The organism is Betaproteobacteria bacterium, assembly GCA_016194905.1.
Classification (GTDB): Bacteria; Pseudomonadota; Gammaproteobacteria; order Burkholderiales; family JACQAP01; genus JACQAP01.
The window spans coordinates 80,294-93,827 of record JACQAP010000021.1 but is presented as its reverse complement, the minus strand read 5'-3'; the positions used below and the strand labels follow the sequence as shown (position 1 = coordinate 93,827).

At 61.6% G+C, this 13,534-nt stretch carries 16 protein-coding genes; 5 read left to right on the top strand and 11 right to left on the bottom strand.

All coding sequences use genetic code 11. The features are described from left to right. Positions 1 to 200: 200 nt before the first annotated feature. The gene (locus tag HY067_14575) at positions 201 to 1,889 is read right to left on the bottom strand and encodes an NAD+ synthase (protein MBI3529180.1); all 1,689 of its coding nucleotides are present in this window, start codon (positions 1,887 to 1,889) and stop codon (positions 201 to 203) included. A gap of 32 nt (positions 1,890 to 1,921) precedes the next feature. On the opposite strand from HY067_14575, the gene HY067_14570 reads away from it, so the two are divergent. From HY067_14570 to HY067_14550, 5 genes are all read left to right on the top strand, one after another. Beyond that, positions 1,922 to 3,067, top strand: a complete 1,146-nt coding sequence (locus HY067_14570) for an N-acetyltransferase (protein MBI3529179.1) — start codon at positions 1,922 to 1,924, stop codon at positions 3,065 to 3,067. Positions 3,068 to 3,131: 64 nt separating this feature from the next. Then, the gene (locus tag HY067_14565; GenBank protein MBI3529178.1) at positions 3,132 to 3,614 is read left to right on the top strand and encodes an FKBP-type peptidyl-prolyl cis-trans isomerase; all 483 of its coding nucleotides are present in this window, start codon (positions 3,132 to 3,134) and stop codon (positions 3,612 to 3,614) included. 29 nt (positions 3,615 to 3,643) lie between these two features. Beyond that, the gene (locus HY067_14560) at positions 3,644 to 4,327 is read left to right on the top strand and encodes an RraA family protein (protein ID MBI3529177.1); all 684 of its coding nucleotides are present in this window, start codon (positions 3,644 to 3,646) and stop codon (positions 4,325 to 4,327) included. Positions 4,328 to 4,493: 166 nt separating this feature from the next. Beyond that, on the top strand, positions 4,494 to 5,018 hold the full coding sequence (locus HY067_14555; GenBank protein ID MBI3529176.1) for a hypothetical protein: 525 nt from the start codon (positions 4,494 to 4,496) through the stop codon (positions 5,016 to 5,018). Continuing rightward, positions 5,019 to 5,633, top strand: coding sequence for a DUF2726 domain-containing protein (locus HY067_14550; GenBank protein MBI3529175.1), 615 nt, complete (start codon positions 5,019 to 5,021; stop codon positions 5,631 to 5,633). Between the two features lie 39 nt (positions 5,634 to 5,672). On the opposite strand, the gene HY067_14545 is transcribed toward HY067_14550, so the two are convergent. From HY067_14545 to gtdA, 10 genes are all read right to left on the bottom strand, one after another. Beyond that, positions 5,673 to 5,987, bottom strand: coding sequence for a hypothetical protein (locus HY067_14545; protein ID MBI3529174.1), 315 nt, complete (start codon positions 5,985 to 5,987; stop codon positions 5,673 to 5,675). 148 nt (positions 5,988 to 6,135) lie between these two features. Beyond that, positions 6,136 to 6,474 (bottom strand): hypothetical protein, encoded by a 339-nt coding sequence (locus HY067_14540; protein ID MBI3529173.1) that lies wholly within the window; start codon positions 6,472 to 6,474, stop codon positions 6,136 to 6,138. A 1-nt stretch (position 6,475) separates the two neighbouring features. After that, entirely contained in the window at positions 6,476 to 6,895 is a 420-nt protein-coding gene (locus tag HY067_14535) for a hypothetical protein (GenBank protein MBI3529172.1), read from the bottom strand. Positions 6,896 to 7,068: 173 nt separating this feature from the next. Next, on the bottom strand, positions 7,069 to 7,710 hold the full coding sequence (gene maiA / locus HY067_14530) for a maleylacetoacetate isomerase (GenBank protein ID MBI3529171.1): 642 nt from the start codon (positions 7,708 to 7,710) through the stop codon (positions 7,069 to 7,071). Between the two features lie 28 nt (positions 7,711 to 7,738). Then, a complete protein-coding gene (locus HY067_14525; protein ID MBI3529170.1) occupies positions 7,739 to 9,133 on the bottom strand; it encodes a CoA-binding protein in 1,395 nt (464 codons plus the stop codon). A gap of 5 nt (positions 9,134 to 9,138) precedes the next feature. Next, complete coding sequence (locus HY067_14520; protein MBI3529169.1) at positions 9,139 to 10,314, bottom strand: four-carbon acid sugar kinase family protein; 1,176 nt, start codon at positions 10,312 to 10,314, stop codon at positions 9,139 to 9,141. Positions 10,315 to 10,326: 12 nt separating this feature from the next. Next, complete coding sequence (gene pdxA / locus HY067_14515; protein ID MBI3529168.1) at positions 10,327 to 11,283, bottom strand: 4-hydroxythreonine-4-phosphate dehydrogenase PdxA; 957 nt, start codon at positions 11,281 to 11,283, stop codon at positions 10,327 to 10,329. Between the two features lie 62 nt (positions 11,284 to 11,345). Then, positions 11,346 to 11,666: a 3-keto-5-aminohexanoate cleavage protein gene (locus HY067_14510; GenBank protein ID MBI3529167.1), complete on the bottom strand. Its 321-nt coding sequence runs from the start codon at positions 11,664 to 11,666 to the stop codon at positions 11,346 to 11,348. 26 nt (positions 11,667 to 11,692) lie between these two features. After that, positions 11,693 to 12,388, bottom strand: a complete 696-nt coding sequence (locus HY067_14505) for a fumarylacetoacetate hydrolase family protein (GenBank protein MBI3529166.1) — start codon at positions 12,386 to 12,388, stop codon at positions 11,693 to 11,695. Positions 12,389 to 12,453: 65 nt separating this feature from the next. Then, entirely contained in the window at positions 12,454 to 13,497 is a 1,044-nt protein-coding gene (gene gtdA / locus HY067_14500; protein MBI3529165.1) for a gentisate 1,2-dioxygenase, read from the bottom strand. Positions 13,498 to 13,534: the final 37 nt, after the last annotated feature.

The window sequence follows — 13,534 nt, the reverse complement described above, 5'->3', positions numbered from 1 at the left end:
AGACGGCCAGTCCGCCCTCCGGAAAGCAAGCCTTGCCTTGGAGCCTGTCGGACTTAGGTGTTCGATAGCGAAACGGCGGCAGAGCGAGGACAGATTTTGACGATTTCGACGCGCATATCGGGAATATGTAAGGAGAAAGCGGCGAAATATGGACCGCTCTGCCGCCGTTGCAGCCGAATCATCCTAAGTCCGACAGGCTCCTAGAGCCCGCCGCGGTATTTGTTGGTAATGGGATAACGCCAGTCCTTGCCGAAGCCGCGCGGAGTAATGCGGATACCTACCGGCGCCTGCCGGCGCTTGTATTCGTTGATATGCACCAGATTGACGATGCGATGGACATCCTCGCTCTTAAAGCCGGCGGCGACAATTTCCGCGACACTCTGGTCCTGCTCGACGTAACGCTCGACGATCGCATCGAGCACGTCGTAAGGCGGCAGACTGTCCTGGTCGACCTGGTTGGGCCGCAGCTCGGCGCTCGGGGCGCGCTCGATGATCCTCTCGGGGATCACCGCCGACAGGGAGTTGCGATAGCGTGAGAGGCGGTAGACGAATTTCTTGGTGATGTCCTTGAGCACGGCAAAGCCGCCCGCCATGTCGCCGTAGAGCGTGGCGTAGCCGGTGCTCATCTCGCTCTTGTTGCCGGTGGTCAGCACGATCGATCCATGCTTGTTCGACAATGCCATCAGCAGCGTGCCGCGAATGCGCGACTGCAGGTTTTCTTCGCTGGCATCGAACGGCCGGTCGCCGAAATGCGGCGCCAGCGCCTTCATGAAGGTGTCGAACATCGGTTTGATCGCGATCTCGCTGTAGCGCACGCCGAGGCGCTTGACCATTTCCCGCGAATCTTCGATGCTGATGTCGGCGGTGAACTGCGAGGGCATCATCACCGCATGCACCTTGTCGGCGCCAATCGCATCGGCGGCAATGCACAAGGTCAGCGCGGAATCGATGCCGCCGGACAAACCCAGCAGCGCCCCGGGAAACCGGTTCTTGCCGAGATAGTCGCGCACGCCCAGGCATAACGCCTTGTAGATGCTCTCGTCGATTTCCGGTTCCGGAACAATTTCGCCGGGGAGCGGGCCGTCTTTGCCGACCTCGACAACCGCAAGCGCCTCCTCGAAGGCCGGCAACTGGTGGGTCAGCTTGCCGCGTCCATCCATCACGAAAGACGCGCCGTCGAATACCAGTTCGTCCTGGCCGCCGACAAGGTTACAGAACACCACCGCCATACCGGTCTCGGCGGTACGATCGTGCACCACCTCGTAACGGGTCCTGAGCTTGTTGATATGGAAAGGCGAGGCGTTGAGGACCAGCAACACCTGCGCCCCGGCCGCGCGCGCGCGCTTTGGCGCCTCCGGTTCCCAGACGTCCGCGCAGATGTTGATGCCGACATTGACGCCGTCGGCGCCAGGGATGACGCGGCCCGTGCTCTCCCCGTCGGGACCCCAGACATCCTCGCAGATGTTCACGCCGACCCGAACGCCGTTGACTTCCACGACGCAGGGGCTGCCGTCGGACTCGAAATAGCGCTCTTCGTCGAATACCGTGTAATTGGGCAGATCGCGCTTGTGATAGACGGCCGCGATGCCGCCATCCTGCAGCACCGAAGCGGCGTTGTAGAGCCTGCCGCCGACCTGGTGCGGGTGGCCGACCACGACGCTGATGCCCTCGACCTTGGACGCAAGCTCCGCGAGCGCGCGATCGCAGGCGGCGCGGAAATCCTCGCGCAACAGCAGATCTTCCGGCGGATAACCGCAGAGGGAGAGTTCGGGAGTCAGCAGAATATCGGCGCCCTGTGCCCTGGCCCGGTGCGCAAACTCGAGGATTTTTCTTGCGTTGCCGGAAAGATCCCCGACCGTACAGTTGATCTGGCCAATCGCAATGCGCATGGCTGCTACTATAGCATCCACCCCTTCCGACGATGAAAACGCGCTCCGGTATCCAGGTCGTAGATTCGCTTGCGTCGATTCCCGCTTCGGATTGGGACGCGCTCGCGGGAAATCATCCGCTGCTTTCGCATGCCTTCCTTCATGCGCTGCATGAAAGCGGTTGCGCCAGCGCCGAGACGGGCTGGGCGCCCTGCCACCTGACGTTGTGGCGGGACAGCCGGCTGGCGGCGGCCATGCCGCTCTATCTGAAATCCCATTCCTACGGCGAGTATGTATTCGACTGGGCCTGGGCGGACGCCTACCAGCGCCACGGCCTGCGCTATTACCCCAAGCTGCTGAATGCGGTGCCGTTCACGCCGGTGACCGGACCGCGCTTGTTGGCAACGAACGAAGCCGATCGACACGCACTGCTCGACGCGACGCTGGAATTTGCGCGCGACACGGGCGTATCTTCGTTGCACTGCCTGTTTCCTGCGGCACCCGAGGTTACGGCTTTCGAATCCGCCGGGCTGATGTTGAGGGCGTCCGTGCAATTCCACTGGTGCAACGAGGGTTTCCGTGACTTCGACGATTTTCTGGCGCGCATGAACCACGACAAGCGCAAGAAAATCCGCCAGGAGCGGCGCAAGGTACGCGATGCAGGGATCGAATTTCGCTGGCTGCGCGGGGGCGAGGCGACCCAGGCCGACTGGCGGTTCTTCGTCGAATGCTACAACCGGACGTATCGAGCCCACCATTCGTCGCCTTATCTGAATCTCGATTTCTTTCTGCGTCTGGCGCAAGCCATGCCCGGACACGTTCTGCTCATACTGGGTTATCGGGAAGGGCTGCCGGTGGCGTCGGCCTTCAATATCATTGGCGGCGAAACGCTGTACGGCCGCTATTGGGGAACGAAGGAATTCCACTCCGGCCTGCATTTCGAAACCTGCTACTACCAGGCCATCGAATTCTGCATCGCCGAGAAGATCGGCTCTTTCGAAGGCGGCGCGCAGGGCGAGCACAAGCTCGCCCGTGGGCTCCTGCCGCAACGCACGGTATCCGCGCACTGGCTGGCGCACCCCGAATTCGCCGAGGCCGTCACGCGCTTTCTGCGCAAGGAAGCGAGCGGTATCGAGCACTATGTCGACGAACTGTCCGAACACAGTCCGTTCAAGCAGGCGGATCGTGCCCCCGAATAGCCGACTCCGAATAGTCGTGGCGCAGCCAAAGAATAGCCAAGGCGGATTTGGTTAAACTAGCGTCATGCCGCCAATTTTTCGTACCTGCCCCGCTGTAATCGCGCTCGCGCTGTCGAGTCTGCTCTGTGCCCCGACTCTGTGGCCGGCTTCGGCTCACGCCGCGCCAACTGAAATCGAGATCGCGGACCAAACCGTGGGAAACGGTCTCGAGCCGCGGCGCGGCTGGTTTGCGATCATCCGTTATACCGGATGGATCTACGACGAGCAGGCGGCCGACAGGAAGGGAAAGAAATTCATCAATTCGGACGACCGCGGCGCACCGGTTTCTTTCGTGTACGGGTACAAGCGCGCGCTGCCCGGGCTGGAAAAAGGCATGGAAGGCATGAAGGTCGGCGGGCGCCGCACCGTCGTCATTCCCGCCAAATATGCCTTCAAGGGTGCCCGGCAGGAGAGCCCGGATGGTGTTTCCGTCGATTCGAATCTGATCATCGACGTCGAGCTCGTGGATGTCGTGCCGCAGGCGAATTCCGCTCCGTCCAACGAATAGCTCGCACAACAAAAAAGGAGAATACGAACATGATCGGCGATCCCGTTGCCCTGACCGTCCGCCGCAAAATCGAACGGCCCTCGAAAACCACAATGAAGGCATTTGCCGGCATGCCCACCGGCTTTGTCACCGATGCCTATAACGGCAAAGGTTGCCTGGACTATGCAATCAAGCCTCTGCTCCCGACCATGAGCTTCAGCGGCAGCGCCATCACGGCGTTCTGCGGACCGATGGACAATCTTGCCGCGATGGCGATACTCGACTTCGCAAAGAAAGGGGATGTCATCGTGATCGCCACCACAGGCGACGATTCCGCGGCGACCATCGGCGACCTGTGGGCATTCTGGGCGAAGAAGATTGGTGTCGCCGCCATCATCTGCGACGGCCTGATACGCGACGTCACCGGGTTGCTGAAAGTCGACATCCCGGTCTTCGCGCGCGGCATCAAGCCGAATTCCGCTTTCAAGAACGGTCCCGGTGAAATCAACGCCACGGTGACCTGCGGCGGCGTGGCGATTTCCGCCGGCGACATCATCGTCGGCGACCGCGATGGGGTGGTTGCCGTCCCGCTCGCGGAGGCGGCGCATGTGGTTGAGCGTCTGGAACTCGTGAAGAAGAAAGAGGCCGAAGCCGAGGCCAAGATCAAAAAGGGCATCAAGCTCAAGTTCTGGGATCCCGATGCGCTCGGCAGCCGGCTCCATTACATCGACTGATGAAGGGTGACCCTAAGGAGGGTCAGTCCAACTCAAGGATCAATACATAAATTTCGAGATACGTGACAAAGTGGAGCAACGATTCAAAGAAATCCAGCAATTTCATACATGGCGCTCCCCTTTAAGCTCCCCTCTCCGCTCCGGGGAGAGGGGTCGGGGGTGAGGTGTGGTTTTCGATTACTACAAACGGCTTTCGGCCAGGAGGCAAAGCATCTACCGGCAAAGCGATGCGATCATCGCGGTCCGGTTGCCCGATGCCGGAGTTCTGCGGGCGCCGGCGCAGGCATTGGTGGAGGCATTGAAATCGGAAAACCGGACGACCGTTCAGCGGCTGTCGCAGCAGGTCACGGACGGCATCATCGGACAATTGCAAGTTCCACCGCTGCGCATCCAGGTGCTGGCGGTCAGGCCGAGCGACGGCTGGGGCGAACTGCACGGCCTCTATTTGCCGGAAGAGGACGGCAAGACAGCGAAGATTCAACTGTGGATGCGCACCGCGAAACACAAGCGCGTCGTTGCTTTCAAGAGCTATCTGCGCACATTGCTGCATGAGATTTGCCACCATCTCGACTACGAACTCTATAAATTTCCGGAGACCTTCCACACCGAAGGATTCTACAACCGTGAATCCAGCCTTTTTCATCAACTTGTTCCAGGCGACCAGGTAAATGCGCCACGATCGGATGATTGAATGAAAATCGTCGGCGCCCTGTTCGGCCTTCTCATTCTCGCGGTGGTATTTGTCCTCTGGCTCCGCACCTACAAGTCAATCAAGGGCGACGACGGGCCGCTGTTTTCACTGGGCAACCGTAAACCGAGAAAAGAGAACAATTCGCTGGATGAGTTCCTTGCCGCTTACAAGCGCGGTGAAGTACCGATGGGTAACAGCGCGTCCATACCGGTGAATGCAGCGACGAAGCCGTCGCGCACGCCGCTGCCCGCCCCCGCAGCAGCGCAGACTGCCCCTATCAAGCGCGATGCCTTCGTTTCCGGTTCGACCAAACTGGCCTACCTGGCCTGCAAGACCGGACTGCGCGACCACCACATCTTCGCGCACGTGTCACTCTCGGCGCTGTCCACCGGCGGCATGGTCGACCCGGTGCTGGCACGGACCGGCGTCGATCTGCTGATCTGCAACGCGAATATGTCGGCTGTGGCGGTCATCGACCTGATCGATGCAGGGAACAGCGCCGCGGACGCAGCCAAGGCGGACTACCTCAAGGCGCTCGGCATCCGCTACCTGCGACTGTCGGCAAAATCCCTTCCGCGACCGGATGAATTGCACGCGCTGCTTTACAAAATGTAAAAAGGCCGCGAAGCGCGGCCTTTTTCGGGGAACGAAACCTCAGCCCTTCTTGCCCGCCTCCGGTTCGGCTGGCTTCTCGCTCGGCTGAACGTCGGTGGGATGCGGAATCGCATTCTCGTCGGCCGGGCAGAAGGCATCGATCGCCTCGTTGTGGCACCAGTGGGCATTGAAGCCATCGTTCTTCTTGATGCATTCGTAGATGTATTTGCCCATTTCCTCGGTCCAGGCACAGTTCTGCCGTTTGAGGAAAAACCGCTCGCGGCCATTGGACGCGCCTTCGCCGAAAGCCGGACTGGCGGCGCCAAGCCCGGCCACCACCAACCCGATGAGGCCAGCTACAACTCGTTGTTTCATGGTGAACCTCTCACAGTAAGAGCCCGGCTTCCCGCCCTCGGGCATGCCTCCCACGTGGGATGCCGCGGCAACCCGCACCCGGACTCAAGTCCGACGATTCTAGGATAAAACCGGCGCGACGGATATCGCACGTCGCCGTCTGCGGCTGTCAGGATCCTGCGCGGCGTCCTCTGACGGCAGCCTTGCGCCTGCGCAACTTGCTGGCCGGCTTCTTCGCGGCCCCCGGCATGGCGGCTTTCCGGTTGGCCTTCTTGACCTTTTTCAGCATGCGCTCGGCGGTGAACAGATCCTGATCGAGGATTCCGGCCGCGCGCGCGATCGCAATCTTCGCCTCTGCCTTGCTCAGATCCGGACTGATGCGGATCAGCTCGGATATCGCTTCGCCGATGGCCTTGCGCGCACTGGCGCGCAGACGCGCATCCTTGGCGCGATCAAAGGCCTTGAGCAAGGCATCGACGACCGGTTTCGCAAGCAACTCGATTGCCATGCTACTTCGCGTGGAACTTGAATTCGAGGACCAGGTAGCGGCGGCCCACCAGATCCTTCGTTCTGGTTTGCTTTTCGCCGTTGTATTCGGCGTCGATGGTAAAACGTCCGCCAGCGGGCGGATTCATATAAAAATACGGCCCCTCAGAAACCGCCTCGATCAATGCATTCCCGCTGAGGTCGGTCAGCGTAACCTTCACCCCGCTGATATCGCCTTCCTGCCCTTCGACCTCGAAAATCAACTGGATCGGAAACTTGTTGGCGATCTTGAACATCGCCTTGCGCTGCGCTTCGCCGGCCCCCCCTGTAACGTAAGTCGTGCTGCCCTGCTTGCGTACCTTGGGCGGCTCCACGTCATCTGCATACACGGCCGGCACGGACAGCGCGAGTAACAAGCCAGCTACAAGATAACTCTTCTTCATCTCCTCACCTTCCCTTTATCGCTGTGCGTTCGAGAATAGCACGCGCGATCCCTCTATCGGCGTCCCTTATGGCCGAAGGCCGGTTATGGTGGAATACCCATGCGAAGCATGGAGTGCCCTTTTAGACCGGTATCCCCCGGAATCCCCGGAATTCCGTGGGCGTCCCTCGTCCCTTACTCGGCATCCGGCTGATTCGCCGGCATCGCCTTCCTGAAAGGCTCGAGCTTAAGGCACTCGTCGTTGATACGACTGATGGTGGGAAATGGGTTGAGGTCGACCTTGAAGCGATTGGCATTGGCAACCTGCGGTACCAGCGCGATATCTGCGAAACCCGGCGTGTCGCCGTGGCAGAACTGCCCGGTTTCCTTTTCCGTCGCGAGCCGCTTCTCCAGTGCGGTGAAGCCGACCGTCACCCAGTGCCGGTACCAGGCATTTTTCTGTTCGTCGGTCAGTTTGAGCGTATCGGTCAGGTAGGCCAGCACGCGTGTGTTGTTCAGCGGATGGATTTCGCAAACGCAGATCAGCGCCAGGGAGCGGGCGCGATTTCTACCGAGAGAATCTTTGGGCAGCAGGGCCGGCTGGGGAAATTTCTCGTCGAGATACTGGATGATCGCCGGCGACTGATACAGCCGCTGGCCGTCGTGCTCCAGCACCGGAACCAGATTCTGCGGACTGATTTCCGAAAACTCGGGCGTGTACTGCCGGCCTTTCGCCAGATGGATGCTGACCTGCTCGTAGTCGAGGCCTTTCATGTTCAGTGCGATGCGCACGCGGTAGGACGCGGAACTTCTGAAATACCCGTAAAGTTTAAGCATCTGTTCTCCCTGGTATTGCCTGCGTTCTTCAACGCACCACATTGAGTTCGCGATGGCGCATCAGCAGACCGGCTGCGATGCACATTTCCTCGGCATCCTTGAACGTCGGTACGCCGGCCTGTTCCATGCGCGCGAACCAGTCGTCCTTGTGCTCGAGCGTGCCCATCATGGAATGCAGGATCGGCAGCTTCGCCGGTTTGCACAACTCGGCGAGCGCCTCGACCACCGCGCCGGCATCCACCATGAACGGCACGACGTGGATCATCAGGATCGCATCGAAGTGTCCTTTACCCATTTCCAACGCGGCCGCGAGCGTGGCGGAAAAGCGGTCTGCGCGCGCGTCCGCCAGGAGATCGAGCGGGTTGGCGATCGACGCTTCGGGGGGCAGGAAACCGCGTAATTTCTCGGCCATCGAAGCCGGCAGTTCCGGCAACGCGAGGCCCTCATCCACCGCCTGGTCGGCGGCCAGCACGCCCGGGCCGCCGGAATTCGACAGCAGCAGCACGCGCTTGCCGATGCCCTGAGGATAAGCACCGAATGCCTTGCCCGCCAGCAGCAGGCGCCGCAGACTTTTCACCCTGACGATGCCGCTGCGGCGGCAGAACTCATCTGTGGCGGCATCATCGGGCGGCCGTGATCCGGTGTGGCGAACTGCAGCATCGCGGCCGGCAGTCGTGCGCCCTCCGATCAGGGCGATCACCGGCTTGATCTTCGCCACCGCGCGCGCGGCTTCGCCCAAACGCGCCGCGTCGCCGAAGGATTCGACATAGAGCAGGATCGCCTTGCAACGTTCGTCGCGGCCCAAATGCTCGAGATATTCGATGATGCCCAGGTGCATGCTGTTGCCAACGGACACGACCGCACCCAGCGGGATGTTGTAGGCATGACTGGCGTCGATCGCCTCTTCGATGATCGCGCCCGACTGCGAGATCATCGCCACGGCGCCGCCTCTGGGCATGTCGCGGAAGAAGGTCGCGGCGAACGGCGCCTTCGGGTCCAGCAGATTGATCACGCCCGCGCAATTCGGACCGCCGATCGTCAGCCCGCGCGCAGAAGCGAGTTCACGCAGGGAGGCGTCGCGCGCGCGCCCGCTGTCGCCGGCTTCGGCGAATCCGCCGGGCAGGATCAGGATGTTCTTGTGGCCGGTGTCTGCCGCTTCGGTGACCACGTCGAGGATGCTCTCGGGTCTTACCAGCACCGCGACCAGATCGACTGGGCCGTCCATCTCCTTGAGTGAAACCGCCACCTTCAGGCCATCGAATTCACCGCCCTTGGGATTGACCGGGACGATGCGGCCGGCGTAGCCCGATACGCGCAAGTTGCGCAGCATGGCGCCGCCCGAACTGGTCGGCCGCTCTCCCGCACCGACGACCGCGATGCTCGCCGGATTCAGAAAACTGCTGATGGCGTTTTTGGCCGACATGAACTTTAGACTCCGCGCAACCGGCGCGCGACGTCGCGAAACGTATCGCGCCCGCCGAAGCCGCCCGCCTTGGTGACCAGCCAGAGCGATGCGCCTTGGAGACGAATGCGCGCGTAGGGAATGCCCGGCATCAGATCGCCGAGCACCTGCAGTGCCGGGTTCCCACTCGCAACCAGAATGGCGATCGCAGTATCGCCACCGGTTGCGACCAGCGCCTGGGCCTGCGCGCGATGCGTAATTTCGATCGCATGCTTCGCCATGTCGGCTGCGACGCGCCCGGCGTCGCCCTCATGGCCAAAATCGTCGGCTGTGGCCTTCAATACCAGATTTCGCGCGACCGGAATCTCGGTGCACTGCAGCCGGCCATTAGGCGCACGCAACACCTTGGTTTCCGGCTCGGCTACCAGCGCTTCGACCTGCTCGGCAGTGCGCGCCGCACGCGAGCCAACCGCGAACACAATGATGCCGGTTACATGTTTCGGGCTGGATGGCGCGGGATGCCCATCGAAGCAGATCAGGGCAAGAGCGCGGGTCAAGCCCGCTGAACCGACCATCAGCACGGAGTTCATGCGCGAAGCGAGGGTTTCGATGATTCTCGCCAGATCGGCATCGATTTCGCTGTCAGCAATCCAGATATCGGTCCCGGCATCGAAGGCATCCGCCGGCGCGACTGTTGTAACTCGCAATCCTGGCTTCGCCGCGGCGAAGACCTGCTGCAGCGGCGCCAGCGGCGGCGGCGACAACGCATCTTTCGCAAAACCGGTCTGCGCAAGCGGCTTGCCGTCGACGTAAACGATTCCCTTGCGCACGGTGCGCCCTTGTGCCGGAAATGCCGCTGCGACCACGGCTTCACGACGGCCGCTGAGATCGAGCAATGCCAGAGTTTCGGCCACAACGTTGCCCCGCAGAGTCGAATCTATTTTCTTGACGACGATATCGAAACCGCCGGCCCCGAGGTGGCGCACGATTTCGATCACGCGGGCAGCGGCTTGCGGTCCCGGCAGATGTCGGGTGTCGGTGTTAACCGAGACAACGCATGCCGATTTCAAGGATGCCGGATCGCAGCGCATCGGCACGGCAACAACCCAGGTTTCGACGCCAAGCGTGGCGAAGGGCCCGGCGCTATCCATTGCCCCCGTCAGGTCATCGGCAACGATGAGTACGCGGGGCGGACGCGTCATGGAACCTCACCCTCAGGCGGCAATGTGGTCCGCCATCTTCCGGGCATAAGCGATGGCCGCCTGCATATTGACGTTGTTGGCCTTGCCGGTCCAGGCGATGTCGTGCGCCGTGCCGTGATCCACTGACGTGCGGCGTATCGGCAGCCCGAGACTGACGTTCACGGTTTCGTCGAAGGCGATCAGCTTGGTCGGGATATGGCCCTGATCGTGATATTGCGCAACAACCAGGTCGAATTCGCCTTTGAGCGCGCGATAGAACACCGTGTCGCCGGAGATCGGCCCTTTGACGTCGATGCCTTCCTTCTGCGCCGCTTCGATCGCCGGCTGGATGCGTTCGATTTCCTCGCGGCCGAAAATCCCGCCTTCGCCGCTGTGCGGATTCAGACCGGCGACCGCGATACGCGGTTTGTCGATGCCGAGTTCGCGGAAGTGCTGATGTCCGGCACGGATGGTCGCGATCACCCGTTCGATGGTCGGACGTTCGGCGGCGTTCTTCAGTGACTGGTGCGTGGTGACGTGGATCGCGTTCAGCTTGTCGCTGGCCAGCAGCATGAACGAAGACTTCGCTCCGGTCAGATGCGCCAGCAACTCGGTGTGGCCGTCGAAGTGATGGCCGGCGGAATGCATGGCGGCCTTGTTCAGCGGTGCCGTGACGATCACGGCAATCTTGCCGCCCATAGCGAGCTTGACCGCTTCCTCAACGTATCGATAAGCCGCTTCGCCGCCGGCGGCGGAAACCTTGCCGTCGACAATCTTGTCCTGATCCTTGCTCGCCACATTGGCGACCGGTACTTCACCGTCCTTCGCTTCGAGTCCGTCGACGAACTTGAGTCCCGTGCCAAGCAGCTTGTCGGCGCGTTTCAGCGTGGCGAGATTGCCCACCACAGCGGAAACCGAACGCGTTGCCGGGCTCATCTGGGCAAGCGTCTTGACGATGATCTCCGGCCCTATGCCCGACGGATCGCCCATGGTGATGCCGATTTTTGCGGTCATGCGATCCTCGTGATTTCAAGAAAAGGAAGTGCGCAAAATTATAGCCGAGCGTGTGGCGAAGTCTGCTCGCCGGGCTGACCTCCCAGCCCAACGGCCGGAATGGTCGGGTAGACGATGGCGTCCACTTTGCTGCGGATGCCGTCAATGATGCTCGCGTAAACATCCGGGCTCTGGGTTTGCCGCCCGGTCGCTTCGTCATAAGCATGGGCGTGAATGATCGCCGCGCCCGCCCTGACGCAGGCAATGCCCTCTTCCACGATTTCCTTCACCGTGACCGGAATCCGCGGTTGATGCTTGCGCGTCCATGGTCCGTTCAGTGCGGCTTCCAGCCACGTCTTGCCCTGCCCCGCTGCTTCCATATGGTTGTTGTCGTTGTCCGGTGACTTCAAGCGACGGTGACGGCCAGTTCCCCCAGTCCCTCCACGGATCCGACCATCTGGTCGCCCTTCTTCACGGCCCCTACACCCGCCGGCGTGCCGGTGTAAATCAGGTCACCGGGTTTGAGCAAGTAATAGTCGGACAGGTATGCAATCGTGTCCGGCACGTTCCAGATCATCTCCGACAGGTCCGCCTGCTGCCGCGTTTCGCCATTGACCTTCAGCCAGATCTTGCCCGTCGAGTGATGGCCGTGGCTGGCCACTGAATGAATGGCGGCTATGGGCGCCGATTCGTCGAAAGCCTTGCCGAAGTCCCAAGGCCGTCCCATGTCGCGCGCCTTGAACTGCAGGTCGCGACGGGTCATGTCCAGGCCAACCGCATAGCCGAACACGAACTCCAGTGCCTTGGCCGCCGGAATATTGCGGCCCTCGCGCTGGATCGCCACCACCATCTCGATTTCATGATGCAGATTTTCCGTGCCCGGCGGGTAATGCATCTTGCCGCCGCCCGGCAGCACGGCGTCGGCCGGCTTGAGGAAGAAAAACGGCGGTTCCTTGTCCGGATCCTTGCCCATTTCCCGGGCATGGGCGGCATAGTTGCGGCCTACGCAATAAATGCGATGGACCGGGAATCGCTCCTTGCGGCCCACGATGGGTACCGAGGGCACCGGGCCGATGTCGAACAACAATTCATTTCCGTTCATGGTTTGGAAGTAATGATGGTCAGAAGATGGAAGTCCGAGGCGCGAGAACCAGCGCTCGGCGTGGGCTATTGCAGCTGCTCCTCGCGCCACAAGCCCAATGCCCGCTGCACCGGCCGGTCGGAAAAACTAAACAGTACGGACTCCTCCGAAGCGACCAACGCATAGGTCTGCCACGAAGGCACGACGAAAGTATCGCGTGCCGCGAAGTCGAAAGTCTCGCCACCGATCACCGCGCGGCCGCCGCCCTCGATCACCGAGAAGACAGTGCCGTCGGTGCCGCGACACGGACGACCGCTGAAACCTCTCGGCAGGAGCTGGATATAGGCACCCATGGTCGGCATCGCCGGACCGCCGGTGGCGGGATTGACGAACTCCATCTTGTGTCCATGGCTCGCATGGGGTTTGTCGACTTGTGCCAGCTGCAGCAGGCTTTGGCGCGACCGCGCGTACGGATAGGCAAAAACCGGCGAGCTCGCATCCCTGGGCTGAAACGCGATCGGCAGCAGATTGTTGCCGTAACGCAACCAGGCATCGCCTTCCGGACGAACGACGTCCTGTTCGTCGTGCGGATAATCCTCCGCGAAGCCGGCATCGAAGAATCGCACCAGCGGGATATCCAATCCATCGAGCCAGACGACCGGCTCAGCTGCGGGGTTTCCGTGGTCGTGCCATGTCCACGACGGCGTGATGATGAAATCGCCCGGATGCATGGTCACACGCTCGCCGTCGACTGCGGTGTAGGCCCCGGCACCCTCGACGATTAGCCGCAGCGCCGTTTGCGTGTGCCGGTGACTCGGCGCCACTTCGCCGGGGAGGATCAGTTGCCAGCCGGCGTACAGCGAGTTCGTGATCGCCGATTGGCCGGGAATGCCCGGGTTTTCGAGGATCAGCACGCGGCGCACCGCTTCCTTCGCCGTGATCAGGCTGCCGGACTCCATCAGCCACGGCCGTACCTCGGCGTAGTTCCACAGCGCCGGCACACAGGGCGACTTCGGCTGGCGCGGCACCAGCGCGCTCATCATTTCCCACAGCGGCGTGAGATGCGCCGGCGCGATGCGGCGATAGTAAGCTTCCCGCTCCGTGTGGGGGTCTTTAAGTGGCTGTCCCATTTTCTCCTCCTGCCTGCTGCTCTATCGAAATTGAGAT

Excerpts from the sequence above, each read along its gene's own strand:
- HY067_14575 (MBI3529180.1), bottom strand. The coding sequence starts at position 1,889 with ATGCGCATTGCGATTGGCCAGATCAACTGTACGGTCGGGGATCTTTCC.
- HY067_14570 (MBI3529179.1), top strand. The coding sequence starts at position 1,922 with ATGAAAACGCGCTCCGGTATCCAGGTCGTAGATTCGCTTGCGTCGATT.
- HY067_14565 (MBI3529178.1), top strand. The coding sequence starts at position 3,132 with ATGCCGCCAATTTTTCGTACCTGCCCCGCTGTAATCGCGCTCGCGCTG.
- HY067_14560 (MBI3529177.1), top strand. The coding sequence starts at position 3,644 with ATGATCGGCGATCCCGTTGCCCTGACCGTCCGCCGCAAAATCGAACGG.
- HY067_14550 (MBI3529175.1), top strand. The coding sequence starts at position 5,019 with ATGAAAATCGTCGGCGCCCTGTTCGGCCTTCTCATTCTCGCGGTGGTA.
- HY067_14545 (MBI3529174.1), bottom strand. The coding sequence starts at position 5,987 with ATGAAACAACGAGTTGTAGCTGGCCTCATCGGGTTGGTGGTGGCCGGG.
- HY067_14540 (MBI3529173.1), bottom strand. The coding sequence starts at position 6,474 with ATGGCAATCGAGTTGCTTGCGAAACCGGTCGTCGATGCCTTGCTCAAG.
- HY067_14535 (MBI3529172.1), bottom strand. The coding sequence starts at position 6,895 with ATGAAGAAGAGTTATCTTGTAGCTGGCTTGTTACTCGCGCTGTCCGTG.
- maiA (MBI3529171.1), bottom strand. The coding sequence starts at position 7,710 with ATGCTTAAACTTTACGGGTATTTCAGAAGTTCCGCGTCCTACCGCGTG.
- HY067_14525 (MBI3529170.1), bottom strand. The coding sequence starts at position 9,133 with ATGTCGGCCAAAAACGCCATCAGCAGTTTTCTGAATCCGGCGAGCATC.
- HY067_14520 (MBI3529169.1), bottom strand. The coding sequence starts at position 10,314 with ATGACGCGTCCGCCCCGCGTACTCATCGTTGCCGATGACCTGACGGGG.
- pdxA (MBI3529168.1), bottom strand. The coding sequence starts at position 11,283 with ATGGGCGATCCGTCGGGCATAGGGCCGGAGATCATCGTCAAGACGCTT.
- HY067_14510 (MBI3529167.1), bottom strand. The coding sequence starts at position 11,666 with ATGGAAGCAGCGGGGCAGGGCAAGACGTGGCTGGAAGCCGCACTGAAC.
- HY067_14505 (MBI3529166.1), bottom strand. The coding sequence starts at position 12,388 with ATGAACGGAAATGAATTGTTGTTCGACATCGGCCCGGTGCCCTCGGTA.
- gtdA (MBI3529165.1), bottom strand. The coding sequence starts at position 13,497 with ATGGGACAGCCACTTAAAGACCCCCACACGGAGCGGGAAGCTTACTAT.